Source organism: Streptomyces sp. NPDC048278, assembly GCF_040652195.1.
Classification (GTDB): domain Bacteria; phylum Actinomycetota; class Actinomycetes; order Streptomycetales; family Streptomycetaceae; genus Streptomyces.
Window position 1 is genome coordinate 73,965 of the sequence record NZ_JBEZLP010000040.1, and the last position, 25,516, is coordinate 99,480.

At 72.7% G+C, this 25,516-nt stretch carries 19 protein-coding genes; 9 read left to right on the plus strand and 10 right to left on the minus strand.

The genetic code is table 11. The annotated features are described in order from the left end of the window. Positions 1–48 precede the first annotated feature (48 nt). Positions 49–705, plus strand: a complete 657-nt coding sequence (locus AB0D74_RS42690) for a GntR family transcriptional regulator (protein WP_362599505.1) — start codon at positions 49–51, stop codon at positions 703–705. A 199-nt stretch (positions 706–904) separates the two neighbouring features. Next, complete coding sequence (egtA, locus tag AB0D74_RS42695; RefSeq protein WP_362599507.1) at positions 905–2,182, plus strand: ergothioneine biosynthesis glutamate--cysteine ligase EgtA; 1,278 nt, start codon at positions 905–907, stop codon at positions 2,180–2,182. 122 nt (positions 2,183–2,304) lie between these two features. Here the strand turns inward: egtA and AB0D74_RS42700 are convergent, their stop codons facing one another. Together AB0D74_RS42700 and AB0D74_RS42705 are read right to left on the minus strand one after the other, a co-directional pair. Beyond that, complete coding sequence (locus AB0D74_RS42700; RefSeq protein WP_362599509.1) at positions 2,305–3,705, minus strand: NtaA/DmoA family FMN-dependent monooxygenase; 1,401 nt, start codon at positions 3,703–3,705, stop codon at positions 2,305–2,307. Then, positions 3,702–4,802 carry an LLM class flavin-dependent oxidoreductase gene (locus tag AB0D74_RS42705; RefSeq protein ID WP_362599510.1) on the minus strand — a complete coding sequence of 367 codons (1,101 nt, stop codon included), beginning with the start codon at positions 4,800–4,802 and terminating at the stop codon, positions 3,702–3,704. Before AB0D74_RS42705 ends, AB0D74_RS42700 begins: the two co-directional genes overlap by 4 nt. A 529-nt stretch (positions 4,803–5,331) precedes the next feature. On the opposite strand from AB0D74_RS42705, the gene AB0D74_RS42710 reads away from it, so the two are divergent. The 4 genes from AB0D74_RS42710 to AB0D74_RS42725 all read left to right on the plus strand — a co-directional run bounded on the left by AB0D74_RS42710 (position 5,332) and on the right by AB0D74_RS42725 (position 15,331). Then, positions 5,332–8,559, plus strand: coding sequence for an alpha-L-rhamnosidase (locus AB0D74_RS42710; RefSeq protein ID WP_362599511.1), 3,228 nt, complete (start codon positions 5,332–5,334; stop codon positions 8,557–8,559). 172 nt (positions 8,560–8,731) lie between these two features. Further along, complete coding sequence (locus tag AB0D74_RS42715; RefSeq protein WP_362599513.1) at positions 8,732–12,910, plus strand: beta-galactosidase; 4,179 nt, start codon at positions 8,732–8,734, stop codon at positions 12,908–12,910. A gap of 410 nt (positions 12,911–13,320) precedes the next feature. Next, positions 13,321–14,406 (plus strand): NlpC/P60 family protein, encoded by a 1,086-nt coding sequence (locus AB0D74_RS42720; protein ID WP_362599515.1) that lies wholly within the window; start codon positions 13,321–13,323, stop codon positions 14,404–14,406. 4 nt (positions 14,407–14,410) lie between these two features. Next, on the plus strand, positions 14,411–15,331 hold the full coding sequence (locus AB0D74_RS42725; protein ID WP_362599517.1) for a hypothetical protein: 921 nt from the start codon (positions 14,411–14,413) through the stop codon (positions 15,329–15,331). Positions 15,332–15,337: 6 nt separating this feature from the next. On the opposite strand, the gene AB0D74_RS42730 is transcribed toward AB0D74_RS42725, so the two are convergent. From AB0D74_RS42730 to AB0D74_RS42750, 5 genes are all read right to left on the minus strand, one after another. Further along, positions 15,338–16,222, minus strand: a complete 885-nt coding sequence (locus tag AB0D74_RS42730) for a hypothetical protein (RefSeq protein WP_362599519.1) — start codon at positions 16,220–16,222, stop codon at positions 15,338–15,340. Between the two features lie 124 nt (positions 16,223–16,346). Beyond that, the gene (locus AB0D74_RS42735) at positions 16,347–16,997 is read right to left on the minus strand and encodes a transglycosylase SLT domain-containing protein (protein ID WP_362599521.1); all 651 of its coding nucleotides are present in this window, start codon (positions 16,995–16,997) and stop codon (positions 16,347–16,349) included. Between the two features lie 203 nt (positions 16,998–17,200). Beyond that, complete coding sequence (locus AB0D74_RS42740; RefSeq protein ID WP_362599523.1) at positions 17,201–17,584, minus strand: hypothetical protein; 384 nt, start codon at positions 17,582–17,584, stop codon at positions 17,201–17,203. A gap of 312 nt (positions 17,585–17,896) precedes the next feature. Continuing rightward, the gene (locus AB0D74_RS42745) at positions 17,897–20,242 is read right to left on the minus strand and encodes an FUSC family protein (RefSeq protein ID WP_362599525.1); all 2,346 of its coding nucleotides are present in this window, start codon (positions 20,240–20,242) and stop codon (positions 17,897–17,899) included. A 120-nt stretch (positions 20,243–20,362) separates the two neighbouring features. After that, the gene (locus AB0D74_RS42750; RefSeq protein ID WP_362599541.1) at positions 20,363–21,139 is read right to left on the minus strand and encodes a polysaccharide deacetylase family protein; all 777 of its coding nucleotides are present in this window, start codon (positions 21,137–21,139) and stop codon (positions 20,363–20,365) included. Positions 21,140–21,416: 277 nt separating this feature from the next. On the opposite strand from AB0D74_RS42750, the gene AB0D74_RS42755 reads away from it, so the two are divergent. Beyond that, complete coding sequence (locus AB0D74_RS42755; RefSeq protein ID WP_362599527.1) at positions 21,417–22,094, plus strand: TetR family transcriptional regulator; 678 nt, start codon at positions 21,417–21,419, stop codon at positions 22,092–22,094. Between the two features lie 297 nt (positions 22,095–22,391). Then, positions 22,392–22,679 (plus strand): hypothetical protein, encoded by a 288-nt coding sequence (locus AB0D74_RS42760; RefSeq protein ID WP_362599529.1) that lies wholly within the window; start codon positions 22,392–22,394, stop codon positions 22,677–22,679. Between the two features lie 10 nt (positions 22,680–22,689). On the opposite strand, the gene AB0D74_RS42765 is transcribed toward AB0D74_RS42760, so the two are convergent. The 3 genes from AB0D74_RS42765 to AB0D74_RS42775 all read right to left on the minus strand — a co-directional run bounded on the left by AB0D74_RS42765 (position 22,690) and on the right by AB0D74_RS42775 (position 24,846). Beyond that, on the minus strand, positions 22,690–23,748 hold the full coding sequence (locus AB0D74_RS42765; protein WP_362599531.1) for an LLM class flavin-dependent oxidoreductase: 1,059 nt from the start codon (positions 23,746–23,748) through the stop codon (positions 22,690–22,692). After that, positions 23,748–24,254 (minus strand): SRPBCC family protein, encoded by a 507-nt coding sequence (locus tag AB0D74_RS42770; RefSeq protein ID WP_362599533.1) that lies wholly within the window; start codon positions 24,252–24,254, stop codon positions 23,748–23,750. The genes AB0D74_RS42765 and AB0D74_RS42770 overlap by 1 nt, the downstream gene beginning before the upstream one ends. Positions 24,255–24,345: 91 nt before the next feature. After that, positions 24,346–24,846 carry a helix-turn-helix domain-containing protein gene (locus AB0D74_RS42775; RefSeq protein WP_362599535.1) on the minus strand — a complete coding sequence of 167 codons (501 nt, stop codon included), beginning with the start codon at positions 24,844–24,846 and terminating at the stop codon, positions 24,346–24,348. Between the two features lie 143 nt (positions 24,847–24,989). Here AB0D74_RS42775 and AB0D74_RS42780 point away from each other — a divergent pair, with 143 nt between their 5' ends. Beyond that, positions 24,990–25,448, plus strand: coding sequence for an SDR family NAD(P)-dependent oxidoreductase (locus tag AB0D74_RS42780; RefSeq protein ID WP_362599537.1), 459 nt, complete (start codon positions 24,990–24,992; stop codon positions 25,446–25,448). The last annotated feature ends 68 nt before the right edge of the window (positions 25,449–25,516 follow it).

Below are 25,516 nucleotides of genomic sequence, written 5' to 3' on the forward strand. Positions count from 1 at the left end.
GGTCAGCCCGCGAACCGTGTCGCGGACCGCCCCGCGACGAGGAAACGGATGAAGAGCACAAGGGACACGATCTACGACGAGCTGCGGCACCGGCTCACCTCCGGCCGCTACCCGCAGGACGCCTCCCTCGTCCCGCTGGCGCTGAGCGAGGAGTTCGAGGTGTCGCGCACGCCGGTTCGCGAGGCGCTGGCGCTGCTGGAGCGCGACGGGCTCCTGGTGAGCACCCGGCGCGGTTTCGCCGTACGGCACCGCTCCGACGAGGAGATGCTCGAACTCTTCGAGCTGCGCGCCGTGCTGGACGCCCTGCTCGCCTCGTCGGCGGCCGTCCGGCGCAGCCCCGTCGACCTGGCGCGGCTGGACGCCCTGCTGGAGCACGCCGGGACCCTGGACGACCCCGGGCAGGTCCGCCGCAGCCTCAACGAGTGGCACGACACGGTACGTGCCGCCGCCCACAACACCACGGTCTCGTCGCTGCTGCACACCGTGGACGCCCAGGTGAAGACCAGCGCCCCCTGGCGGACCCGCACGGTCGAGGACACCTTCGACGCGACCCTCGCCGAACACCGGGCGATCACCGAGGCGATCCGGGAGGGCGACGCAGAGGAGGCCCGGCTGTCCATGCTGGCGCACCACGAACACGACCGGGACACGCGCATCCGGCAGAAGGTGCGCCGGGACACCGGCGAGGGACCGCCGACCGGCTGACGGCGGTCCGGGACGGCCTTCCGTGACGGCGGTCCGGGGCGGTCCTGCCGCCGGGTGCGGGTTGCCGCATGCCCGGTCGTCTGGAAAGTGCGCTCTTGTCATGACAGGGCGGGACGGCGGACTCTGGCAGCAGGCACGGCGGTACGCGTACCGGACGTCGGATCCCCGACGGCCCTGAGGCGGCTCAGGAGGCTCCCGGATGTCGGTTTCACCGGAGTGCGGCATCGATGGTCCTGCCCTCACCGAACACGAGGCGGAGGCGCTGGTCGAGGGAATCTGTTTCAAGACGGGCCCGCCGCGCAGCGTCGGCGTCGAGGTCGAATGGCTCGTCCACCGGGAACGGGCACCGCACGACCCGGTGAGCCGGGCAGAGCTGGCGGCGGCCCACGCCGACCTGCGGACCCTGCCGCTGGCGTCCGGGCTGAGCGTCGAGCCCGGCGGTCAGGTGGAACTCAGCTCCCGGCCGGCCCCGTCGCTGGCCGACTGCGTCTCGGAGGTCTCCGCCGACCTGGACGCGGTGCGCACCGCACTGCGCGGGCACGGCCTGACCCTGGCCGGGATGGGCGTCGACCCGTGGCAGTCCCCTCGCCGGTTCCTGCGGGAGCGGCGCTACGACGCGATGGAGGCCTGCCTCGACCGTACCGGCCCGGCCGGACGCACCCTGATGTGCACGTCGGCCTCCGTCCAGGTGTGCCTCGACGCCGGACGGGAGGAACCCGGCGTCATGGGATTCGCCCGCCGCTGGTGGCTGGCCCACCACCTGGGCGCGGTCCTGGTCGCGGCGTTCGCGAACTCGCCCATGGCCGAAGGCCGCGCCACGGGCTGGCTGTCCACCCGGCAGCTGAAGTGGGCGGAACTCGACCCGGGCCGGGCCGGCGGCCCCTCGCTGGCCCACGGCCCGCGGCACGCCTGGGTCCGGCGGGTCCTCGACGCGCCCGTGATGTGCGTACGGCGGGACGGCCCCTGGGAGGTGCCGGAGGGGGTGAGCTTCCGCGCGTGGACCCGCTCGCGCTCCATGCGCCCGCCCACCCACGCGGACCTCGACTACCACATCAGCACCCTCTTCCCGCCGGTCAGGCCGCGTGGACACCTCGAACTGCGCATGATCGACGCACAGCCCGGCGACGACGGGTGGATCGTCCCGTTCGCGGTGGTCACGGCCCTGTTCGACGACCCCGACGCCGCCGCGAGCGCACACGGAGCCGCGGCTCCGCTGGCCGAGCGGGCCGCCGGGGCGCCGGCGCCGCACAATCCGCTCTGGACCGCCGCGGCACGCCACGGACTCGCCGACCCCGGACTGCGGCGCGCCGCGGTCACCTGCTTCGACGCCGCGCTGGAGGCCCTGCCCCGACTGGGCGCGACCACCAGGGTCATGGACACCGTCGCGGCCCACGCCGACCGCTACGTCCGACGCGGCCGGTGCCCCGCCGACGACGTCCTCGACCGGGCGCCGTCCGCGCGGCCCCGAGCGGAATGATCAGGCCCGTCGCGCTGTTGCCGGGGAACGGTCCGAGGTCGCCGGGTGGGGCGTTCCCCCCCCGCACCGGCGAACGGGCACCTGGTGCCGGTGCGGTGCGGCGGGCCCGGCCGCCGGCGTGCTCAGCCCGCCTGGCGTCGCTCGGGTGCCGACCGGTGGGTGAGGGGAACGCGCAGGCCGAGGTGCTCGCGCAGCGTGCTGCCCGTGTAGCCGGTGCGGTAGACGCCGCGTTCCTGCAGTTCCGGCACGAGCAGGTCGACGATGTCGTCGAGGCCGCCGGGGATGAGGTACGGCGTGACGTTGAAGCCGTCGACCGCGCCGTGCCGCACGAACCGGGCGAACTTGTCGGCCAGGCCGGACGGGGTGCCGACGTGCCCGCGCTGGGGGCCGAGCGCGATGACGGTCTCGCGCAGCGACCAGCCGTGCGCCTCCGCCTTCCCCCGCCACTCGGCCACCACCGTCCGCGGGTCCGCGATGCGCCGGGCCCCGAAGGAGCCGTCGTTCTCGGCGACGACCGGGTCCTCCGCGGGCAGCGGCCCGTCGGCGTCGCGGTCGGACAGGTCGATGCCCCACAGCAGCCCGGCGATCCCCAACGCGGTTGCGGGAGTGACCTGCTGGAGCCTGATCCAGCGCTTCTTCTCCTCGGCCTCCTCCTCGGTGGCGCCGATGATGATCTCGGTGCCGGGCAGGATCCGCAGGTCGTCGTCGGGGCGCCCGACCGCGCGCAGCCGGCGCCGGATGTCCTCGGCGAAGGCCAGCGCGTCGTCGAAGTCGTTGCCGTGCGCGGAGAAGATGACGTCGGCGTTGCGCGCGGCGAAGTCGCGCCCCTCGCCGGAGTCCCCCGCCTGGAAGATCACCGGGTGGCCCTGGGCGCTGCGCGGCAGGGTGGGCGCGAGGTCGACGTCGAACTGCGGCCCCCGGTGGCGCACTTGGCGTACGGCGCCGGGCACCGACCAGGAGGGCGCGTCCACCGACGTGGCGACCGCCTTGTCGTCCCAGCCGTCCCACAGGGCGCGGGCCACGGTGAGGAACTCCTCGGCGCGCCGGTAGCGGTCGGCGTGGTCGAGGTAGCCGCCGCGCCGGAAGTTGGCGCCGGTCCAGGCGTTGTCCGTGGTCACCACGTTCCAGCCGGCCCGGCCCTCGGAGAGGAGGTCGAGGCCGGAGAGGCGGCGGGCGAGGTCCGCGGGCTCGTTGAAGGTGGAGTTGGAGGTGGAGACCAGGCCGATCCGGCGGGTGACCGCGGCCAGCGCCGCGAGCTGGGTGATCGCGTCCGGCCGTCCGGCCACGTCGAGGTCGTGGATCCTGCCGTCGACCTCGCGCAGCCGGAGCCCCTCGCCGAGGAAGAACGCGTCGAACAGGCCCCGTTCGGCGGTCTGCGCGACCTGCCGGAAGGAGGCGGGGTCGATCTGCGAGCCGCTGTCGGGGGCGGACCAGATGGTCCAGTGGTTCACGCCCTGGAAGAACACCCCGAAGTTCAGCTGAGCGTGCGGCCGGGGGACGTCGAGGGGGTCGGTGCGGGTCATCGGGCTTCCTCCTGGACGGCCGTGGCCGCGAAACGGTTGGCGGGACGCCCCAGACCGAGGGCCGAGCGCAGGGACGTGCCGGGCAGCGGGCGGGCGGTGAGACGCCGTTCGGACAGGGCCGGCAGGACGAGACGGGAGACGACGGGCAGATCCTCGTCGAGTACGAGCGGATGCAGCCGTACTCCGTCCACGTGACGGCTCAACTCACCGAGCACGGCGACCAGTCCGTCGGCGGACCCGACGTACCGAAACCGCCCGCAATCAGCCCACGGTGCGTACCGCTCCAGGTCGGCGACGCGCTCGTCGCCGGTCGCGTCCGGGGCGTCCAGTGCCACCTCGACCTCGGCGAAGACGCGGGGCGTACCGGCGCCGGCGGCGGCCGTGGCGACCTCGGCCGGGTCGCGGCCGTCGACCAGAGCCACGTCGAGCCGCGCGGCGGGCACCCGGTCCGGGCGGCCCAGGACGACGAGCTGTCCCTGCGGCGGGCGCGGCACGATCGCGGGGCCCTTGACGGCGTAGGTCTCCCCGGTGAAGTCGATGTAGTGCAGCCGTTCGCGGTCGAGGTAACGGCTCGTGGCCACCGACCGGATGACCGCGTCGTCCTCCCATGAGTCCCACAGGGCGCGGGCCACCTCGACACCGTCCCGGGACTCCTGGGCCCGCCCGGCCGCGTCGGTCACCGGAGAGCGCCCCCAGACCCGGGCCGCGCCGGGGTGCTCCTCCTCGGCCACCACCCATCCGGCGCGGCCGGCGGAGATGTGGTCCAGGGAGGCCAACTGGCTGGAGACGTGGAACGGTTCGGCATAGGTGACCGGGACGACGGGTGCGATGCCGATCGTGCTCGTGGACGCGGCGACGAAGGCCGCGCGCTCCACCGCCCCGATCCGGCCGACGGGATCCGGGGCGGTACCGGGCGGCAGCACCCCGTCGTCCAGGGTGACCAGGGTGAACCCGGCGTTCTCGGCCGCGGTGGCGAGCCCGGCCGCACGGCGCGGGCTGAGCAACCGGTCGGGTGCGTGGGCGGCACGGCGCCAGGCCGCGGGGTGGGCGCCGTCACCGTCGATCTCGACGGCGAGGTGCAGGGCAGGGCCGGACAATGGAGGTTCCTTCCGGGAAACACGGAATACGCGGCAGCGTGGCCACGACGGAGGAGCCGGGCGAGGACACGGCGAAAGCAGCCGGTCGGCGGGGCCGGCCGGGATCAGCGGTGCGCGGAAGGACAGACGGCGGAGCAGGTGCGGCAGTAGTCGACATGCCGGCGCACGATCAGTCGCACGCCACAGCGCCCACCTCGCGGTGCCGCGCCGGATACGTGCATCGAGGGCCTCCACCCGTCAGAAACCGATCGGTTCACCGTACGTCGGCCGCCCCGGCCGCTGTCAAGGACAAGCGAAGCGGCCCCCCGGTGCGGCCGTCGTCTCCGCGATTGAAACCGTTCAATCGGTCTTGACTCGCCACCCCGCGCATCGATCCTGCCCGCGAACGCCGCGAACCAACCGCGTCGCGAAATCGCCCGCACGACGATTGACCCCCGCCCCGCCCGGCTTTACGTTACCCACGCCCTTCAGTGTTGAATCGATTCAAACAGCAACGATTCATTCCATCCGTGTGAGTGAGGAGTCGCAGATGATCAGCAGGAGGAACATGCTCGCGGGCGCCGCGGCCACGGTCGCGGCGGCCACCGTCGACGGTGTGTCGGCATCGACGGCGTCGGCGTCCGGGCGGCCTCGGGCGCAGGCGCGGCCCGGCGCGGCGGGGGACGGGCTGACCGTCGCCGCGCCGACCGTCGAGTACGTCCGGCACCCCCTGGGCCTCGACGCCCAACGCCCGCGACTGAGCTGGCCGTTGGTCTCCGACGGGGTGGACGTGCGGCAGAGCGCCTATCAGGTCCGGGTCGCCACCACGGCCTCGGGGCTGGCCCGCCCGGACGTCTGGGACAGCGGGAAGGTCGCCTCCGGCGAGTCGGTCCTCGTGCCGTACGCCGGCCCCGCGCTGCGGTCCCGGACGCGCTACCACTGGTCCGTGCGGGTGTGGGACGGCGCGGGCCGGGTCTCCGGCTGGAGCGCACCCTCGTGGTGGGAGACCGGGCTCATGGGCACCGGACAGTGGACCGCGGACTGGATCTCCGCACCGGCGAGCCTCACCGACGCGCCCTCGTTCGACGGCGGTTCGTGGATCTGGTTCCCCGAGGGCGACCCGACGAGCAGCGTGCCGGCGGCCACCCGCTGGTTCCGCCGCACCGCCGAACTGCCCGCCGGGATCACCGCGGCGACGCTCGCCGTCACCGCGGACAACGTGTACGCCGTCTCCGTGAACGGCGTCGAGGTCGGGCACACCGACCTCGACACGGACAACGAGGACTGGCGCCGCCCCGCCGTGATCGACGTACTGGACCGCGTGCAGGCCGGTGACAACGTTATCGCCGTGTCGGCCACCAACGCGACCGAGGGCCCGGCGGGACTCGTCGCCGTCCTCGTGGTGCGTACCGCCTCGGGCGAGCAGAAGGTGTTCACGGACGCCACCTGGAAGGCCACGGACACGGAACCGGGCGACGGGTGGCGGGAGTCGGGGTTCGACGACGGGAGCTGGCCGGCCGCCAGGGTGGCGGCGGCCTGGGGCGGCGGGCCGTGGGGGAGGGTCGTCCCGGTGTCGTACGCCGTCACCCGCCTGCGGCACGAGTTCCGGCTGCCCCGCAAGAAGGTGGCGCGCGCCCGCCTGTACGCCACCGCGCTCGGCCTGTACGAGGCCCACCTCAACGGCAGCCGCGTGGGCAACGACGAACTGGCGCCCGGCTGGACCGACTACCGCACCCGCGTCCAGTACCGGACGTACGACGTCACCGCGCTCCTGCGGCCCGGCGCCAACGCCCTCGGGGCGTACCTGGCACCCGGCTGGTACGCCGGCAACGTGGGCATGTTCGGGCCCGGCCAGTACGGCCGGCACCCTGCCCTGCGGGCGCAGTTGGAGGTGGAGTACGCGGACGGGACGAGCGGGCGCGTCACGTCGTCCGCCGACTGGCGGGCCGCCGCCGGGCCCATCGTCGCGGCCGACCTGCTGAACGGCGAGACGTACGACGCCCGCAAGGAGACCCCCGGCTGGACCTCGCCCGGCTTCGACGACGCGAACTGGCCCGGCGCGCGCGGCGAGGGCGACATCGGGCCCGGGCTGATCGTCGCGCAGGTGGACGGACCGGTGCGCGTGGAGCGGGAGCTGACCCCGCAGGGGGTGACCCAGCCCAAGCCCGGGGTGTACGTGTTCGACCTGGGCCAGAACATGGTCGGTTCGGTACGGCTGCGGGTGTCGGGGGACGCGGGCACGACCGTGCGGCTCAGACACGCCGAGGTGCTCAACCCCGACGGCACGGTCTACACCGCGAACCTGCGGAGCGCGGCGGCGACGGACACGTACACCCTCAAGGGCGGCGGGGAGGAGGTCTACGAGCCGCGGTTCACCTTCCACGGGTTCCGCTACGTCGAGGTGACCGGATTCCCCGGTACCCCCACGGCGCGGGCCGTCACCGGGCGCGTCATGCACACGGACGCCCCTTTCACCCTGGACTTCGAGACCGACGTGCCGATGCTGAACCAGCTGCACCACAACATCACGTGGGGGCAGCGCGGCAACTTCCTCTCCGTGCCGACCGACACGCCCGCGCGCGACGAGCGGCTGGGCTGGACCGGCGACATCAACGTCTTCTCGCCCACCGCCGCCTACACCATGGAGTCGGCCCGGTTCCTGTCCAAGTGGCTCGTCGACCTGCGGGACTCGCGGACCCCGGCGGGCGCGTTCACGGACGTGGCGCCGGTGGTCGGCACCCTCGGCAGCGGCACCGCGGGCTGGGGCGACGCGGGCGTCACCGTGCCCTGGGCCCTCTACCAGGCCTACGGCGACCGCCAGGTCATCGCGGACGCCCTGCCCTCCGTCCGGGACTGGCTGACCTACCTGGAACAGCACAGCGACGGACTGCTGCGCCCCGCCGAGGGATACGGCGACTGGCTGAACGTCGACGACGAGACCCCCAAGGACGTCATCGCCACCGCGTACTTCGCGCACAGCGCAGACCTCGCGGCCAGGATGGCGGCGGAACTCGGCGAGGACGCCGACGCCGCGACCTACCGCGACCTCTTCGGGCGGATACGGGCCGCCTTCCAGAGCGCCTACGTCGCCGCCGACGGCAAGGTGAAGGGCGACACACAGACGGCGTACGTCCTGGCCCTGTCCATGGACCTGCTGCCGGACGCCGTGCGTCAGGCAGCGGCGGACCGCCTCGTCGCCCTGATCGAGGCCAGGGACGGGCACCTGTCCACCGGCTTCCTCGGCACACCCCGGCTGCTGCCCGTGCTGACCGACACCGGGCACACCGACGTCGCCTACCGGCTGCTGGAGCAGCGCACCTTCCCCAGCTGGGGCTACCAGATCGACCGGGGCTCCACCACCATGTGGGAGCGCTGGGACTCCATCCGCCCCGACGGCAGCTTCCAGGACCCGGGCATGAACTCCTTCAACCACTACGCCTACGGCTCGGTGGGGGAGTGGATGTACACCAACATCGCCGGTATCGCGGCGGGCCGGCCCGGCTACCGCGAGATCGTCGTCCGCCCCCGTCCGGGCGGCGCCGTCACCACCGTCGACGCCCGCTTCACCTCGGTCCACGGCCCGGTCGCCGTCCGGTGGCGGCAGCGGTCCGGCCGCTTCACCCTGACCTGCGAGGTGCCGCCCAACACGACCGCCGAGGTCTGGATCCCGACGGACACGCCGACGGAGGTGACCCGCACGCACGGCACCTTCCTGCGCCAGGACGACGGCTGCGCGGTCTACCAAGTCGGCTCCGGCACCCATCACTTCACCGCCTGACACCGGCCGCCCTCGGCCCGGCGAGGCGGACGGCCTCCCCGCTCGTCCGCCTCGCCGCCGCACACCTCGGTTGTGCTCTCCCGCACCATTGTGTTGAGCCTTGCGCCCCCTTACTGTTCGACTTTGCCCGAGTCTGTTTGGTGTTGATTGCTCAGTCGCTCTGGAGGCCGCGGTGCGGAGTGATCGGATCGGTTCAGAGGCAGCGAGACCCGGTTGGCGCCGATGGTGGCGACCCGTCCTCGCGGCAGCCGCCACCATCGCCCTGGCCGCGGGCATGACCGCGCCCGCGGCGGCGGCGCAGGACACCGGCGGGCAGCCACCCGCCGCGACGACCGCGGCGGCCCCGCAGGCGCACACGGTGAGTCTGGACGGCTACTCGTTCCTCGTCGACGGCAAGCGCACCTACCTGTGGTCCGGCGAGTTCCACTACTTCCGGCTGCCGAGCCCCGACCTGTGGCGCGACATCTTCCAGAAGATGAAGGCCGCCGGCTTCAACTCCACTTCCCTGTACTTCGACTGGGGCTACCACTCGCCGAAGCCGGGCGTGTACGACTTCACCGGGGTCCGGGACGTCGACAAGCTCCTCGACATGGCCCAGGAGGCCGGTCTCTACGTCATCGCCCGCCCGGCGCCGTACATCAACGCGGAGGTCGACAGCGGCGGCCTGCCCGGCTGGCTGACCACCAAGGCCGGGAACAACCGCAGCGACGACCCGCGGTTCCTCAAGTACGCGGACGAATGGCTGACGCAGATCGACCGGATCATCGCCCGCCACCAACTCACCAACGGCACCGGGTCGGTCATCGCCTACCAGGTCGAGAACGAGTACTACAACGGCTCGGCGGCCGGCCGCTCCTACATGCAGCACCTGGAGGACAAGGCCCGCGCCGACGGCATCACCGTGCCGCTGACCGGCAACAACAACGGCACCTTCAACTCCGGTACCGGCGCCCTGGACGTCGACGGCCCCGACTCCTACCCGCAGGGCTTCGACTGCTCGAATCCCTCGAAGTGGAACGGCGTCCCCGACATCAGCTACGACCACCCGGCCGGAAAGCCGTTGTACTCCCCGGAGTTCCAGGGCGGAGCCTTCGACCCCTGGGGCGGCCCGGGCTACGACAAGTGCGCCCAGCTGATCAACGACCAGTTCGCGAACGTGTTCTACAAGCAGAACATCGCCGTCGGCGCCACCGCCCAGAGCTTCTACATGACCTACGGCGGCACCAACTGGGGCTGGCTGGGCATGCCGGAGAACTACACGTCGTACGACTACGGGGCCGCGATCCGCGAGACCCGCCAGCTCGACCCCAAGTACTACGAGGACAAGCTGATCGGGTACTTCACCCAGTCGGTCGCCCCGCTGACCGAGACCGAGGCGATCAGGGCCACCCCGCCCGACGACTCCGCCGTCGTCGACACCGCCCGGATGAACCCCGACACGAAGACCCAGTTCCACGTCCTGCGGCACGGCAACTCCACGTCCACCGCGGTCGACAAGACCCACATCTCACTGGACTTCGACGCCCAGCCGGCCGGGGACACCACCTACACCTGGGACGACCCCGACTCCGCGCTCCAGTACGCCGGTTCGTGGTCGCACGTCGCCGACACCAGCTACACCGGCGGCGACTACAAGCACACCGAGTCGTTCTCGAACAAGGCCGGCGACTCGCTCACCGTCCCCTTCGACGGCACCGCGATCCGCTGGATCGGCTCGAAGACGAACAACCACGGCTACGCCGACGTCTACCTCGACGGCACCAAGGTGGCGACGGTCGACGACTCCGGCAGCGAGAACCAGGCCGTGCTCTTCCAGAAGACCGGCCTCGCGCCGGGTGCGCACACCCTGAAGATCGTGGTCGACGGGACGCACGGCTCGGGCTCGACCGACAACTACGTGGCCGTCGACGCCATCGACGTACCGACGGGCGACTCCGCCGCGGAACCGACCTACCCGGTCGTGCCCCAGCAGCCCGGCACCGCGATCACCCTCGACGGCCGCGACTCGCACGTGATCGTGGCCAACTACCGGCTCGGCGACTCCCAGTTGCAGTACTCGACGTCCGAGATCATGACCAGCGCGACGATCGGGAACCGGGACGTCTCCGTGCTCTACGGAGACGCGGGCAGCGACGGCGAGACCGTCCTGCGTTACGCCACCGAGCCCACCGTCACCGCCACCGGCGGCACGGTCACCACCACCTGGGACGCGGCCACCGGCGACCTGCGCCTCGACTACACCCACAAGGGCCTGATCCGCATCAGCATCGGCGCCGACGGCAAGCGCCCGCTCCTCCTGCTCGTCGGCGACAAGGCCACGGCGGAGACCTTCTGGCGCCAGGACACGGCGACCGGCCCGGTGCTCGTACGCGGCACCCACCTGCTGCGCACGGCGACCAGCCTGGGCGACGGCCGCACCGTCGCCCTCACCGGCGACAACGCCGACGACAAGAACATCGAGGTGTTCACCTCCGCCGACCGCGTCACCTGGAACGGCAGGACCGTGCGCGGCGGGGCCACCGACACGGCGAGCCGCACCGGGACGATCCCGACGGCCGACCCGGTCCACCTCCCGGAACTGACGAACTGGAAGCACACCGAGGAATCACCCGAAGCCGCCCCCGGCTTCGACGACTCCAGCTGGCAGGTGGCCGACAAGACGACCACCAACAGCGTCTCCGGCAGCGACACGCAACCGGTGCTCTACGCCGACGACTACGGCTTCCACACCGGCAACACCTGGTACCGAGGCCGCTTCCGCGCCACCGGCAAGGAGACCGGCGTCCACCTGGTCTCCGACTCCGGCGGCGGCGCGCAGGCGTTCTCCGCCTGGCTCAACGGCACCTTCCTGGGCAGCTCCACCACCGGCGGCGCCGACTTCACCTTCCCCGCCGGTTCGGTGAACGCCAAGGGCGACAACGTCCTCTCCGTCCTCACCGTGAACATGGGACACGAGGAGGACTACAACTCCACCAACGGCAACAAGACCGCCCGCGGCCTGACCAGCGCCTCCCTCACCGGAGCCCCGCTGACCTCCGTCACCTGGCGGGTGCAGGGCGTACGCGGCGGCGAGGACCTCCAGGACACGGTGCGCGGCCCGCTCTCCACGGGCGGCCTGTACGGCGAGCGGGCCGGCTGGTCCCTGCCCGGCTACCCGGACCGGAGCTGGGACCAGGTGTCCCTGCCGACGACCGACACCCGTCCCGGCGTCTCCTGGTACCGCACCGACGCCGAGCTGGACCTGCCGCACGGCCAGGACACCTCGCTCGGGCTGACGTTCACCGACGACCCGTCCCGCAAGTACCGCGCCACGATCTTCGTGAACGGCTGGCAGGTCGGCAACTACGTCAACTACCTGGGCCCGCAGCACACCTTCCCGGTGCCCGACGGCATCCTCAACCCCAACGGCCACAACACCATCGCCATCGCCGTGTGGAACCTGGACGGCAGCACCGGCGGCCTCGGCAAGGTCTCCCTCACCGACTACGGCAGCTACGCCTCGTCCCTGCGCGTCGCGCAGAACGACAGTCCGCGCTACGACCCCGCCGAGTACGCGATGCCGAAACGCCCGGGAGCCGACGTCACCCTGGACGTGCCGGACACCGCCCGGTCCGCCCAGGCCTTCACGGCCGCGACGACGGTACGGGTGCCCGAGGACCGGCCGTCCGCCTCGCACCTGACCGCTTCGCTCGCCGCCCCCGACGGCTGGACCGTGACCGCCACGAGCCCGGGCTCGGTCGACCGGGTGCGACCGGGCGGCACGGCCACCTTCACCTGGACGGTCGAGCCGCCGGACGGGACCCTGCCGTCCGCCTCGGCACTCACCACCACGGTGGACTACGTGCAGAGCGGACGCCAGGCCACCGGCAGTGACGAGCGCATCGTCGGCGGGATCCCGCCGGCTCCGCCGGCCGGACAGAGCGCGGTGAGCGACCTGCCGTTCCTTTCGTCCACCAACGGCTGGGGCCCGGTCGAGCGCGACACCAGCGTCGGCGAACAGGCGGCCGGCGACGGCCGTCCGATCACCGTCGACGGCGTCGGCTACGCCAAGGGCCTGGGCACCAACTCGGTGAGCGACGTCCAGCTCTATCTCGCCGGAAAGTGCTCCCGGCTGACCGCGCAGGTGGGTGTCGACGACGAGACCGGCGGTGCGGGAACGGTGACGTTCTCCGTGATCGCCGACGGCAGGACCCTGGTGACCACCCCGACGATCCGCGGCAGACAGGCAGCGGTGTCGATCGACGTCGACGTCAGCGGCGCCCAGGTGCTGGACCTCGGAGTCGGCGACGCCGGTGACGGCAACGGCAACGACCACGGCGACTGGGGGATGCCGACCCTGACATGCGGTTAGCCGGGCCGACACACCGGGTGCGACGTCCCGGGCAACGCCGTTCGGTTTGCGGGCACTTCACGGTGCCCGCAGTCCTGGCCGACCGGACCGTTTCGGCACGGAGGTCGGCCGGGCGGTCGCCTGTCGCGAAGGCGTGACCTCGACGGGAGGTCGGGACAGCGACAAGTGACCGCCTCTGTCCAGGAGTTCCTTCTCGACGCCGCCGGGCCGGGACGCATCCACCGTGCCCTCCCGCGGTGAAAAAGGTGCGTGCGGGCAGGTTGACACGCCCGGAGGTACAGGGGGTTCACGATTCACGGCGGGGTACTGTGTTCAGGAATCGAACAGTTCTCCGTGGGGACCGCGACGACGGCTGCGAGGGGAGAGCAGGCCGTCCGGCCACCCGCATGTGACCTCTGAAGATGGAGCCGATGAACGTGTCGACTCGTGCCGGACGGCTGCGGAGCCGAGCCGCCACAGCAGCCTTCTTCTGCGCGATCACCCTGTTACCGGGCCCGAGTTACGCAACCCCGGGCGAACCCGATCCGCGCAACGAGAAGTCGATCGAGGACATCCACGACGAGCTGAACGGCCTCTACCGCCAGGCGGAGGTGGCGACCGAGGCGTACGACACCGCCGACGTCAAGGCGGCCGAGCAGGAGAAGCGGCTGGCGTCGCTCCACCGGGACCTGGCCCGCACCGAGGACAGACTGGCCAGCCTGCACGACCTCGCGGGAGCTGCCGCCCGCACGCAGTACCGCGGGGGCAATCTCGACTCCACGGGCCTCCAACTGCTGCTCGGCGACCACCCCGAGCACGCCCTGGACGACGCGGCCCAGGCCCGCCAGGCCCTGCGCGACGTGGTCACCGTGTCCGAGAGCCAGGCGAACGCCCGCGCCGAGCTGAGCCGGCAGACGGACGCCGCCGCCGAGAAACTGCGCGAACTGAAGGACACCCGCGCCGACAAGGCCGACGCGAAACAGAAGATCGAGAAGAAGATCGCCGAGGCCGAGCAGATCGAGGCGGGACTCAAGAGGGAACAAACCCGCAAGCTGGCCCAGTTGGAGAAGGAAGAGGCGAAGGAGGCCGAGGCCAAGTGGACGGGACCCGGTTCCGGCGGCGGCACCTCGACCGGTACCGGCTCGGGCGGCGGCCGGACGAAGGTGAGCGGAGCGGCGGGGAGGGCCGTCGACTTCGCGCTGGCGCAGATCGGCAAGCCGTACGTGTGGGGCGCGGTCGGTCCCTCGTCGTACGACTGCTCCGGGCTGACCTCCACCGCGTGGGCGGCGGCCGGGCACCCCATACCCCGTACCTCGCAGGCGCAGTGGCAGGGGCTGACCCGGGTCAGCCTGTCCTCCGTGCAGCCCGGGGACCTGATCATCTACTACGATGCGACCCATGTGGGCATGTACATAGGCGACGGACAGATCGTGCACGCCCCGCGGCCCGGACGCACGGTCACGACCGCACCGGCCGCCTCCATGCCGATCCTCGGCGTCGTCCGACCCGGAGTCTGAGCGGATGACCTACTCACTCACCCCCCGCAACGAGGGAAACCTCCCCGCGCTCAGCGCACCCCCGCTGATCCGGCTCGACGCCTACGTGGCGGAGGACGGGTCGACGGTGGTCAACGGCCATCTGCTGGAGATGGGCGGCACGCGGCCCCCCAACGAGGCGATCCTCGACGCGATCGCCATGTTCGCCCGCACCCTGGGCGCCCCGGTGGCGGCCACCGTCATCGACCGCAGCGTGCTCCAGGTGGCGCGGCTGCGGGTCCACCCCGACGGCTCCAGCCGGACCATCGCCGACGAGGAGGACCTGCCGCCCGGGCGCGAGCGGACCGCCGCGGAGGAGGAGGCGTTCCCTCCGCTCGCCCGCGTCGAGCGCATCATCCAGCACGCCCAGCGTGGGGAACTGCACGCGGCGTCCGTCCTCGCCAGCGCCCTGCGCGAGCACCTGACGCTGCGCCGGGGCGCCGAGGACGAACTCTCGCTGGAGGCACGGGCGATCGAGGCGTACCTCGCGTACCAGCGCGGCGACTACATGCTCTCCACGGTCCTCGCGCTGACCGTCGCCCGCATCCGCTGCCGCACCGACCTGAACCGGGCGGCACCCGAGGTGGCCCGCGCCACCGCGGCGTGGCAGCGGTTGACGGACGACGGCCAGGTGGCCACCCGCGGCCAGGAACTGCTGCACATGTGGGAACACCTGACCGCGGAGGGCGTCCCGCTGGAACCGGCCCAACAGGCCATGGCCCGGGCCGTCCGCAGCCGGCTCGAACGGGGCAGCCACTCCCTGCCGGCCCCGACCCCGGCCTCCCCACCTGCCGTGACGGCGGGCCAGGGACCGATCGCCCCCGAGGACACCCCCCTCAGCCCCACCCGCCGGGGCCTCCGCCGCTTCACCCGCCGCGCGGGCAGGTCCGCCGAGCCGCAGCCGTAGGCGGCCTCAGCGGGCCGTGGACGGTACGGGGCGGCCGGTGAACGCGTCGAGGAGGATGCGGGACCCTAGCGGCCTGCGCAGTCCGACCCGGACGTCCTGCTCGATCAGATCGGCGGTGCAGGCGCCGTCCCGCGCTCCCTTGACGGACGCGTGGAGCACGACGCTCTCGTCCGTCTCCAGCGCCTCGACGACGGGCCCGTCGTCGCAGGCGCCGTGCGCGGCCCGGACCGTGACGGACCGGCCGTCCGCCGCCGTCCCGGCAAGCCCGGGGAGAGCCCTGAGGCCGTCCACGGCACCTTCCCGGACCGGAGCGACGGGCGACTCGGGAAGCCTCGACGCGGTGACCGCGACGCGCTTGAGCGGAGCGTCGTAGCCGTCGAGCGTGAACAGCCAGGCGGGGACGGTGGCCGGCCCGCGGCTCGTGGCGACGGTCGTCGTGCCGAGCCGCGCTCCCGTCACGGTCAGCCGGGGGCCCGCACTGTCGTTGCGGGCGAAGGACCCGTACGCCTTCTTCGCGCCCCAGAGCGGACGGGTGAGGGTGTCTCCGCCCCGCCACTCGACCTTCCCCCGCTCGGCGGTGGCGGCGGGCAGGCCGCCCCGCAGCGCGAAGTTCCCGGTCTCGTAGGCCTGCCGGTCGGCCCGGCCGTGCCAGCCCGACGCCGGAGGCTGCACCACGTCGGCCGTCGGGAAGTACCCCCTGCGCCACACGGCGACCGCCGCGGATCCCCGCCAGGCGTCGGCCACCTGCCGGGCCCGCTGCTCCTGCGCCTGTGCCGACCGGGCCTGCCCGTCGTCGTCCGCTCGTGAACCGTCGTCGCAACCGGCGAGGAGGCAGCCGGCCAACGCGGGCGCGACAAGCAGCCCGCCCCGGTGTTTCGTTCGCAGGTTCATTGCCGTCCCCCGGAGTCCGTTTCCTGGCGCGGCGTCTCCGTGCCCACACCTTCGACGCACGGGACCGCGTCGGCGTTCGCCCGCTGCTCCGACGGCGTGGAGCGCGGTGGTGGGTACCGCGTGCTCAGTACGCGTGGTGGACTTGCCAGAACGCCCAGGCCTGGCAGGGGCTGCCGTAGGTGGTGTTCATGTAGTTGAGACCCCACTTGATCTGCGTGGCCGGATTGGACTGCCAGTCGGCGGCGACCGAGGCCATCTTGGAGCCGGGCAGGGCCTGGACGAGGCCGTAGGCGCCGGAGGAGGGGTTGACCGCGAGGTAGTTCCAGGTGGACTCGTGGTCCACGATGTTGCTGAAGCACTGGAACTGGCCGCTGCCCACGATCTGCGCGGCCATCGCCTTGAGCTGCGCCACGGTGTAGGAGCTCTGCACCTGGAAACTCGCGGTGGGGTCGCCGGCCGCCGCCCGTTCCTCGGCCGCGTCCTTCTTGGCCTGCGCCGCCTTGGCCGCCGCGGCCCGGGCGGACTGCTCGGCGTCCTTCCGGGCACTCGCGTCCGCCTGCACCGCCATGGCGTCGGCCTGCTCCGTCAGCGACGCGGTCTGCACCCGGGCCTGCTGCCCCGTGGGCAGGTCCGCGAGGAGGGTGGCGTCGGCCGCCGTCGCCTCCCCGTCGTTGTTCTGCGCGCTGCTGCCCGAGGCGACACCGACGACACTTCCGACAGCGGTGACCGCGGTGGCCGACGCCACGGCGATCCCCCGGACCGATATGCGGCTCACGCGCTTCTCTTCCTCTTCGCCCGGGCCACCGTGTGCGGCGGTCGACGGAAGCGTTTCGCTTGACGGGTACGCCGGTTGGAACACTCTTGCGTGCCGGACCGCCCGGCGCAATGCCGGAAGGCGTGCGCATCCTCACATCTTCGCCGGAGCCGGGGCCGGAACCGGAGCCGGATGCGTGCCGGGGCGGGGCAGGAGCGCACGCGTCACCGGACTCGGTGCACTCCGAGGCCTGTTGACGGGAGCGCGGGGGAAACGCCCGGTCGCGGGCACGGCCGGGGCGGGTCGGCTGCCACGAACTCGGCGCAGTGGATGAGGAGTCGGCCCATTCCCGCGTCCTCCACGGTCACCGAGATCCGGCGGCGGTCGCCCGGTGCGAGCAACTCGGCGGAGACGGGGACCTCCGCGTGCACGGTGCCGTCCTCGGCGGCGGTGGCGCGGTTCTCGCCGACACTGCGGACGCCCGGCCCCTCGATCGCGAGCAGTACCGGCCGGCCCGGGATGTGCTCGGCCTCGACGACGACCACCTGCAACGGCTGCTCGGGGGTGCCGGTGAAGATCTCGGTGGACTCGACAGAGGTCACACGCATGGGGCTCCTACGAGTACGGGTGGAGCCCCATCCTGACATCGGGAGGTGGCTCGATCAACCAAACGCCTGGCGTCCTGATGGTTCATCCATGCAGGTCGGGGGTGGGCTCAGTGCGACCGCCGGGCCATCGCCGAGTGCCGTCCGGCGACGTGGTCGGTCAACGCCGGTGCGGCATCGGCCCGTTGGCAGGAGAGCTGGGCGCCCCGGACGCAGGGGCCACGCCACGCCGGCCCGGCATCGAGGCCCGCCGGTCCGCGGCACGGCCGACGTGCCCGGCGGTGTCGAGGGCAACCCGGCGCCGGAGCGGCGGGATCACCGTCGTGGGTCGTCCTGCGCCGGCGGGGTGGCCGCTGCCGTGGCCGGGCCGGCGGCTGCCTTGTGTACCCGGCGGTGCCGCATCCTCGCCTGGGTCCTGGCGGCGTCGGACAGGGCGGGCTGGAGGCGGCGGGCCGCGTCGACGTGGTCGTCGGTCCAGATGATCCGGACCGCGACCGGGGTGGCCCGGCCCTCCTCGTCGCTGAGTTCGGTGCGGACGGACTCCACGAGCCGCGCGGCTCCCTCGGGCTGGAGCGGGACCGCGTCCGGGACGGCGGAACGGCCCCCGAGGCTCGAGGCGAAGCCGTGGTACCAGGCGGTAACCCGGGCCGTCGAACCGAGGACGGCACGGTGCGCGTCGGCCCGGACGGCCTGGACCCGCGCCAGGTCCTCGCCCCGCCACAGGGAGACCACGGCGTCGGCGGCCAGCCGCAGCCCGACGACCCCGGTGACCAGGGTGGTCGCGCAGGACAGCGACAGAGGCTTGGCACCGCGTTCGGCGAGGTAGTTGCGGAACGCGTCGTCGAGGCGGCGGGCGGCGGCTGCCGCCACCCGGCCCTGCGGATCGGGGTCGGCGGAGCCACGGTGGCCCAGGGCGTAGTCCACGGCGTCGGCGAGGTAGCGGGCGCTGCCGTCGTACGCCTCGGCGAGTGCCTTGTGGACGGCGCCCCGGGCGCCGCGCGGCCAGAAGAACACCGCCACCACCACGCTGACCAGGCAGCCGAGCGCGATGTCCTGGACGCGCAGCAGGACGATGTGCCAGTTCGGGTCGTGGCCGATGTTGAACAGCACCACCAGCGTGACGGTGAACGCGGCCTGCCCGGCGGCGAAGGAGATGGCGGCGGGCGCGATCCCGGCGCACAGCACGGCCACGGGGAGCACGAACCACAGCGCGGTGCCGTGGTGGCCGATCAGACGCAGCAGAACGGCGCCGACCACGGACCCGGCGACCGTGCCGAGGACGGCGCGGACCGCGTTCTGCCCGGTACTGAGCGCGTTGGAGCGCAGCACGGACAGGGTGCCCAGCAGCACCCAGAAGGAGTGCCCCACCCCGGTCACCCCGGCCAGGAACACGGCGATGCCGAGGCCGACGGCGCCGCGCAGGCTGTTGTGCAGCCACACCGAGTCGGGCGCCAGATGGGCGACGGCGCGTTCCCGCGCCGCCGCGAGGGGTGCGGTCAGCGCGCCCGGCTCCCGGCCGAGCAGCCGCTCGGGCCAGCTGCGCTGCCAGGCGGTGGCCGCCAGGTCGACGTTGTCGGCGATCTGCAGCACGGCGAAACCGAGTTCCTGGGCCCGGAAGGACACGTCGAGCGTGGCGATGAACCCGTAGACCTCCGCCGTACTGGTGCCGCCCGGGTGCTCGGCGGGGACCTGGACGGTGGAGCTGTGCTCCATCCCGGCCAGGGCCGCCCGCAGGTCGTCCTCGCGGGTCCGCAGCGGACCGGTGTTCCCGGTCAGGTCCGTCAGCAGATCGCAGGCCGCCTCCAGGACGTGGGCGGCGGCGCCGCGCACGGTGTGCGCGGCCGGATCGCAGGCCGGGGGTTCGTCCGTGTAGTCGGACCGGTCGACGAGGATGGCGCACAGCCAGGTGAGCTGGTCGACCAGCCGGACCAGGGCACGCGACGTCGCGGACAGGCCGGTGGGGCGGCAGACGGTGGCGTCGAAGACGCCGCGCAGCTCGGCGCCGGTCCGGGCGGTGTGCTCCGCCCCCGCCCGGCACCGCTCGGCGTCGGACCCCGGTCCGTCCGGCCCGGGCAGGGCCGCACGGATCCGCAGATACCCGGCGGCGGCCCGGCAGACGGCCGCCGCCGGGGCGCTGAGCAGGTCGGCGACGGGACGCGGCCACAGCAGGGCGACTGCGGGCAGGGCCACCGCCCCCGCCAGGCCCGCGCCGGCCAGCCGCTCGGGCAGCTGGGACAGGGGCACCGGGGCGCTGACCGGCAGCACGAAGGCCAGCAGCAGCGCCGTCGAGCTGCCGGCCAGCACCGAGCTGACCACCCCGGCGAAGAGGATCACGAACCCGACCACGACGGTGGCGGCCACGGCGAGCCAGAGCCAGGGCGCGGCCAGCGTGCCGAGGCAGATGAGCACCAGCCACGCCACCGCGAGCGCCGCCTGCGCCCGCAGCCGCTCCACCATCGGCCCGGAGTAGTCCACCAGCAACAGCATCGAGAACGAGCCGAACGCGGCGTAGCTCGCCATCGTCGGGGAGTGCAGCACCTCGCTGCACAGGGCGAACAGCGCGGGCATCACCAGCGCCGTACGCCCGGCCCGCCGGGTCGCCGCGAGATCCGGGTCCTTGCCGCGCAACCACGTCAGCCACCGTGGCGCCCGCCCCGACATGTCCACCTCCCGCCGGCCCCGCGGCGGGCGGCTCCGACGCCGCACCGCCCACACCACCCATATGCGGTCACCGCCGGGCCGCCCGCAACATTTGCCGGCGCGGTGGAGGCAGGGCCGTGGTCAGCGCACCGGGAAGCCGAACGAGTACCCCTGTCCCTTCAGCCACGGCAGCACCTCACGCAGGGCGGCGACGGTCTCGGAGCGGTCCCCGCCGGCGTCGTGGAAGAGGATGGTCGGCCCGTTCGGCAGCTCCTCCTTCACGGTCGCGACGATGGCGGCGGTGCCGGGTCGCTCGAAGTCCTTCGAGTCGACGTTCCAGCCCAGCGGACGCATGCCGTGGGCGGCGGCGACCTTGCGGCTGTACGGGGTGAAGGCGCCGCCCGGGGCGCGGTAGTAGAGCGGCCGTACACCCCCGGACGCCTCGGTGATCATGCGCTCGGCGTCGAGGATCTGCTGGGACTGGTAGGCCTCGGACTTGGTGTCCATGGTGGTGTCGTGGGAGACCGTGTGGTCGCAGAGCCGGTGTCCGGCCGCCACCACTGCCCTGACCAGGTCGGGGTGGGCCTGCGCCTGCGGTCCGATCATGCAGAACGTGGCCTTCACGCCGTACTCCTTGAGCACCTGGAGCACCTTGGGGGTCCAGACCGGGTCCGGCCCGTCGTCGATGGTGATGTTCACCCCCCGGGCGCCCCGGTCCGAGGCGTGTGCGATCTCCACCGACACCGCGGCGGGAGCCGCCTTCGGGGCGGGGTGGTGGACCGAAGTCCCGGCTTGCACGGGAGAATTGACGGGACCGGCCTGCGCGGTCCAGAGCGAGGCGGCCACGGTCACGGCTGTGACCCCCAGCGCCGCCGCGGCCATCTGGCCGTACCATCCCCGTCCGCCGTGCCGCGCCATGTCCGCCCCGATCCTGGTCGTTGTGTCGATCTCGTGCACCCATCAGGACGGAAGGCGGCGGCCACCGGATCCCTCCGTTACCGATCACGGACAATTCCGCGTGAGTTCTGCGACAGGCTCTCTGCGAGACCTTTAACGGCGCGGGGGGCGATGGGTGTTGGCGGTCCTCGCGGAACGGGCGGGGAACGGGGCGCCCGGAGCCGGGGGCGGGGGAGTCCGGAGTCGGGGCGTCCGGCCGGCCGCGTTAGTGAAACTGTGTTGTGCTATCATCTCGGTCGTGAGTTCGCCCCGTCCCCAGCGCGCCCGCAGTGCGGCGGCCAAGCAGCAGCGCGAGCGGGAGATCCTCGACGCCGCCCGGTCGCTCGCCGCCGAGCGCAGCGTCCGGGAGGTCACGCTGACGGACATCGCCGCCGCGGTCGGCATGCACAAGTCCGCGATGCTGCGGTACTTCGAGACGCGCGAGCAGATCTTCCTGAACCTCACCGCCGAGGGCTGGCAGGACTGGTCGGCGACGCTGCGCACACGGCTGGCCGAGCAGCCCGGTGCCGGGCCCGACGAGGTCGCGGCCACCGTCGCGCGGTCGCTCGTGGCACGCCCGTTCTTCTGCGACCTGCTCGCCCAGGCGCCGCTGAACCTGGAACGCAACGTGTCGCTGGAGGCCGCGTACGCGTTCAAGACGGTCGCCCTCGACGAAGTCGCCGCCCTGACGGCCGTGTTGTGCGAGCACCTGGGGATCACCGAGACCGCTGCCACGGACGTGGTCGCCACCGCCACCGGCATGGCCGGGGCGCTCTGGCAGATGGCCGCACCCGGCACCCGGCTCCGTGAACTCTACGAGTCGCGCCCCGAGCTGGCGCACGCCGTCGTCGACGTCGAGCCCCGGCTCACACGCATCCTGAGCGCGCTGCTGAACGGCATGAGCGCGGACACGACGGCGCGGCCGGCCCGGCCGTAGCGGTGACCCCCGCGAGCAGCCGCGTGCCCGCCGCGTCGGCCTCGCGCGGAGGGGCCGCACAGGCCTCGCCCTCGTCGCGCAGCACGTCGGCCTCGTCGCCCGTGTACCGGTCCCGGCCAACGGCTCCGCCTCGGCGTGGTCCGGAACGCCGGCCACCGTTCGCGACGATCGCATGGAGACATGCCGAAGGCCTCGGACGGACCCGGCTCCGGGCCGCCCACCACCGGAAACTGTCAACTGTCAGTCGGGGGCGGCCTGTTCGAGCAGCGTGTGCGCCCAGAACCCGAGGGAGCAGTCATGAGATCGCGCCTCCAGTGGACCCACGGCCGCGGAGAGCACGCCGTCGTCGCACCCAAGAGGGCCTACGCGGCCGAGGTCCTGGTGAAGTTCCTCGTCCTGGTCGGCCTGTTGTTCATGCCGGTGCTGCTCTTCCACTGGGGCGAGTGGATCCCGTTCGCCGTGGCCGGCGGCTATCTGTTCTGGGAGCTTCGCCGCGTCAGCAACGCCCTCGGCGAGCTTGCCGACCTCTGGAACGAGCAGCACCGGGAGCGGCAGGAGCCGGCCCGGACCGGCGTCCGGGACTGACCCGGCGGGATCAGTCGCCCCCGCCTGCCTCGCGGACCAGTTCGATCGCCCGCCCCAGCGTGGTGAGCCGGTCCTCCAGGGTCTCGCCTGCCGGGTAGAGGCGGACGGTGTCGACACCGGCGTCGCGCCAGACCGCGAGGCGCTCGCGCACCATGGCCTCCGTGCCGATCAGCGTCGTACCGAGCACCATCTCGTCGGTCACCAGACCGGCCGCGCCGTCCCGGTCGCCGGCCTGCCAGCGCTCGCGCACCTCGGCGGCGACCTCGGCCCAGCCCTGGCGGCTGTAGGCGCTGTTGTAGAAGTTGGTGGACGCCGACCCCATCCCGCCGAGGCTGAAGGCGAGTTCCTTCCTGCGTCCGGCGACCATCGCGCCGAGCGCCTCCTCGTCGGCGGCGAAGGCGACCTCCGCGCCCTGGCAGACGTCCAGGTCCGCACGGGTACGACCGCTGCGGGCCAGGCCCTCGTCGAGGTGGGCGAAGTAGGCGTCGGCGGCGCCCTCGGGCACGAAGCTGGTGCCCAGCCAGCCGTCGGCGACCTCCCCGGTCAGCCGCAGCATGGCGGGGGAGAGGGCGGCGAGGTAGACGGGGATGTCGTGCTCGGCGCGCATCGACAGCCGCATCGGGACGGCCTCGCCGCCGGGCAGCGGCAGCGTGAACTCGGCGCCGGAGTAGGAGAGCCGGCCGCCGTCGACCACCCGCCGTACGATCTCCACCGTCTCCCGCATACGGCGCAGCGGCCGGGCGAAGGGGACGCCGTGCAGTCCCTCGATCACCTGCGGGCCGGAGGCGCCGAGACCGAGCAGGAACCGCCCGCCGGACAGGTTGGAGAGGGTGACGGCCGTCTGGGCCACCGCCGTCGGGGTCCGGGTGCCGAGCTGCATGATGCCGGAGCCGAGCAGCATCCGGTCGGTGAGCGCCGCGTAGTAGCCGAGCGCGGAGGGCGCGTCGGAGCCCCAGGCCTCGGCGACCCAGCAGACGTCCAGGCCCAGCTTCTCGGCCTCGACGACGAAGTCGGCCGTCCCGGACCAGTGTTCGCCGCCCGAGGCCTCGATCGTGGTCGCCGTCCGCATCACGCCTCCGCCCGCTTCTTGATCTGCGCGAGGGTGGCGGTGATGCCGCGCTCGAACTCCCGCAGCCGTACGAACACGATCTTCTGCTCCTTGTCGGGCATCCGGTCGATGGCGGCCGAAAGGCCGGAACGTCCCGGACCCAGCTGCATCCACTGCGACAGCTCGGTCCCGCCGTCCTGCGGCCGGAGCCGGAACCGCCAGACCGCGGAGGGCTCGGACGGGTCCTGCACCGCCCACGCGAACACCGACTCCGGCTCGCACTCGATCACCTCGGAGGTGGTCTCCCACCTCCCGAACGCCTCGTGTTCACTGCGGCCGACGAACCTGGCACCCACCGCCGGAACGGCGGCCCCGTCCAGCCAGGCGACCGACCGGAGCTCCTCGCTCATGTCCGGCATCAGCCCGATGTCGCTGACCAGAGCCCACACCGTGGCCGGTGGGGCGTCGATCCAGGTCCGCACCTCGACCGTGGGTTTGTCCGCGTAGCGTGCGCCCGTCCACTCCAAGACCGTCGGCCTCCTCGCCGTACAGGTTTCCGACCTCCAGAGTTGCTAGATAAGACTTAGCCTGTCAAGAGGGCGGAGGAGGGTGTCGTGCTCATTCGGCGCCGAACCGCCTGCGGATGTCCGGCCGCTGCCGGAGCCGCTCGGGATAGCCGGGCCCCATCCGCATCGACGTCTCCTCGGACCTGAGCGGCGTCCGGCACTGGGCGCAGACGACCTCGGGCGTGGTGTCGTGGTCGCAGGCCTCGTGGTGGAAGACCACGGGCACGCCCCGCTCCCCGGCGAGCCACCGGTCGCCCCACGCGGACATCGCCGCGAGCACCGCGAACAGGTCCCGCCCCTTCTCCGTGAGGACGTAGTCGTAGCGCGGCGGCTCGGCCTCGTACAGCCGCTTCTCCAGGATCCGCTCGTCCACCAGGAGGCGCAGCCGGTCGGTCAACGTGTTGCGGGCGATGCCCAGTTCCTGCTGGAACTCGTCGAACCGGCGGATCCCGTAGAACGCCTCCCGCACCACCAGCGGAGTCCAGTGGTCACCCAGCAGATCGACGGTCCGCGCGATGGAGCACGGCCACTTGGCGAACGACGTCCGTTTCATGGCTCCACGATAGCGAGTCTTGTGAAGAAACTCTCCTGACAGTTGGGTTTTCGGATGTGAGCGGCCCGCGCAGGCCGCAGCATGAAGCGGGGGGCCGGGCCGTCCTCCGGGTGGCCGTGAACCGTGGATCGAGGTGTCCGACCATGAAGATCGAGGGATCGGTCGCGCTGGTGACCGGAGCGAACCGCGGGATCGGGCTGGCGTTCTGCCGCGCCCTGCTCGCCCGGGGCGCCGCGAAGGTGTACGCGGGCGTACGACGGCCGGCGGACTTCACCGAGCCGGGGCTGGAGCCGCTCGCCCTCGACGTCACCGACCCCGGGCAGATCGAGGCCGCAGCCCGGACGGCGTCCGACGCGACCATCGTGATCAACAACGCGGGCATCCAGGCCGGACCGGGCCTGCTGGAGGGCCCCCTGGACGGCGCACGGCAGGAGCTGGAGGTCAACTACCTGGGCACCTGGGCCGTCTCGCGGGCCTTCGCGCCGGTGCTCGCGGCCAACGGCGGCGGCGCGCTCGTGAACATGCTGTCCGTCGCGTCGTGGCGCTCGACCTGGCGGTTTCCCAGCTATGCCGCCTCTAAGACGCCATTTCAGTTGGCGTGATCTTGCGGCAGTCTGGGGTGATGACTGCTGCGCTTGTCGAGCGGATGGCGCCGGAAGAGCTGTGGACG

What these genes read in the sequence shown, in the direction of transcription:
- AB0D74_RS42690 (WP_362599505.1), top strand. Translation starts at nt 49, where the DNA reads ATGAAGAGCACAAGGGACACGATCTACGACGAGCTGCGGCACCGGCTC.
- egtA (WP_362599507.1), top strand. Translation starts at nt 905, where the DNA reads ATGTCGGTTTCACCGGAGTGCGGCATCGATGGTCCTGCCCTCACCGAA.
- AB0D74_RS42700 (WP_362599509.1), bottom strand. Translation starts at nt 3,705, where the DNA reads ATGACCCGCACCGACCCCCTCGACGTCCCCCGGCCGCACGCTCAGCTG.
- AB0D74_RS42710 (WP_362599511.1), top strand. Translation starts at nt 5,332, where the DNA reads ATGATCAGCAGGAGGAACATGCTCGCGGGCGCCGCGGCCACGGTCGCG.
- AB0D74_RS42720 (WP_362599515.1), top strand. Translation starts at nt 13,321, where the DNA reads ATGAACGTGTCGACTCGTGCCGGACGGCTGCGGAGCCGAGCCGCCACA.
- AB0D74_RS42725 (WP_362599517.1), top strand. Translation starts at nt 14,411, where the DNA reads ATGACCTACTCACTCACCCCCCGCAACGAGGGAAACCTCCCCGCGCTC.
- AB0D74_RS42730 (WP_362599519.1), bottom strand. Translation starts at nt 16,222, where the DNA reads ATGAACCTGCGAACGAAACACCGGGGCGGGCTGCTTGTCGCGCCCGCG.
- AB0D74_RS42740 (WP_362599523.1), bottom strand. Translation starts at nt 17,584, where the DNA reads ATGCGTGTGACCTCTGTCGAGTCCACCGAGATCTTCACCGGCACCCCC.
- AB0D74_RS42745 (WP_362599525.1), bottom strand. Translation starts at nt 20,242, where the DNA reads ATGTCGGGGCGGGCGCCACGGTGGCTGACGTGGTTGCGCGGCAAGGAC.
- AB0D74_RS42750 (WP_362599541.1), bottom strand. Translation starts at nt 21,139, where the DNA reads ATGGCGCGGCACGGCGGACGGGGATGGTACGGCCAGATGGCCGCGGCG.
- AB0D74_RS42760 (WP_362599529.1), top strand. Translation starts at nt 22,392, where the DNA reads ATGAGATCGCGCCTCCAGTGGACCCACGGCCGCGGAGAGCACGCCGTC.
- AB0D74_RS42765 (WP_362599531.1), bottom strand. Translation starts at nt 23,748, where the DNA reads ATGCGGACGGCGACCACGATCGAGGCCTCGGGCGGCGAACACTGGTCC.
- AB0D74_RS42775 (WP_362599535.1), bottom strand. Translation starts at nt 24,846, where the DNA reads ATGAAACGGACGTCGTTCGCCAAGTGGCCGTGCTCCATCGCGCGGACC.
- AB0D74_RS42780 (WP_362599537.1), top strand. Translation starts at nt 24,990, where the DNA reads ATGAAGATCGAGGGATCGGTCGCGCTGGTGACCGGAGCGAACCGCGGG.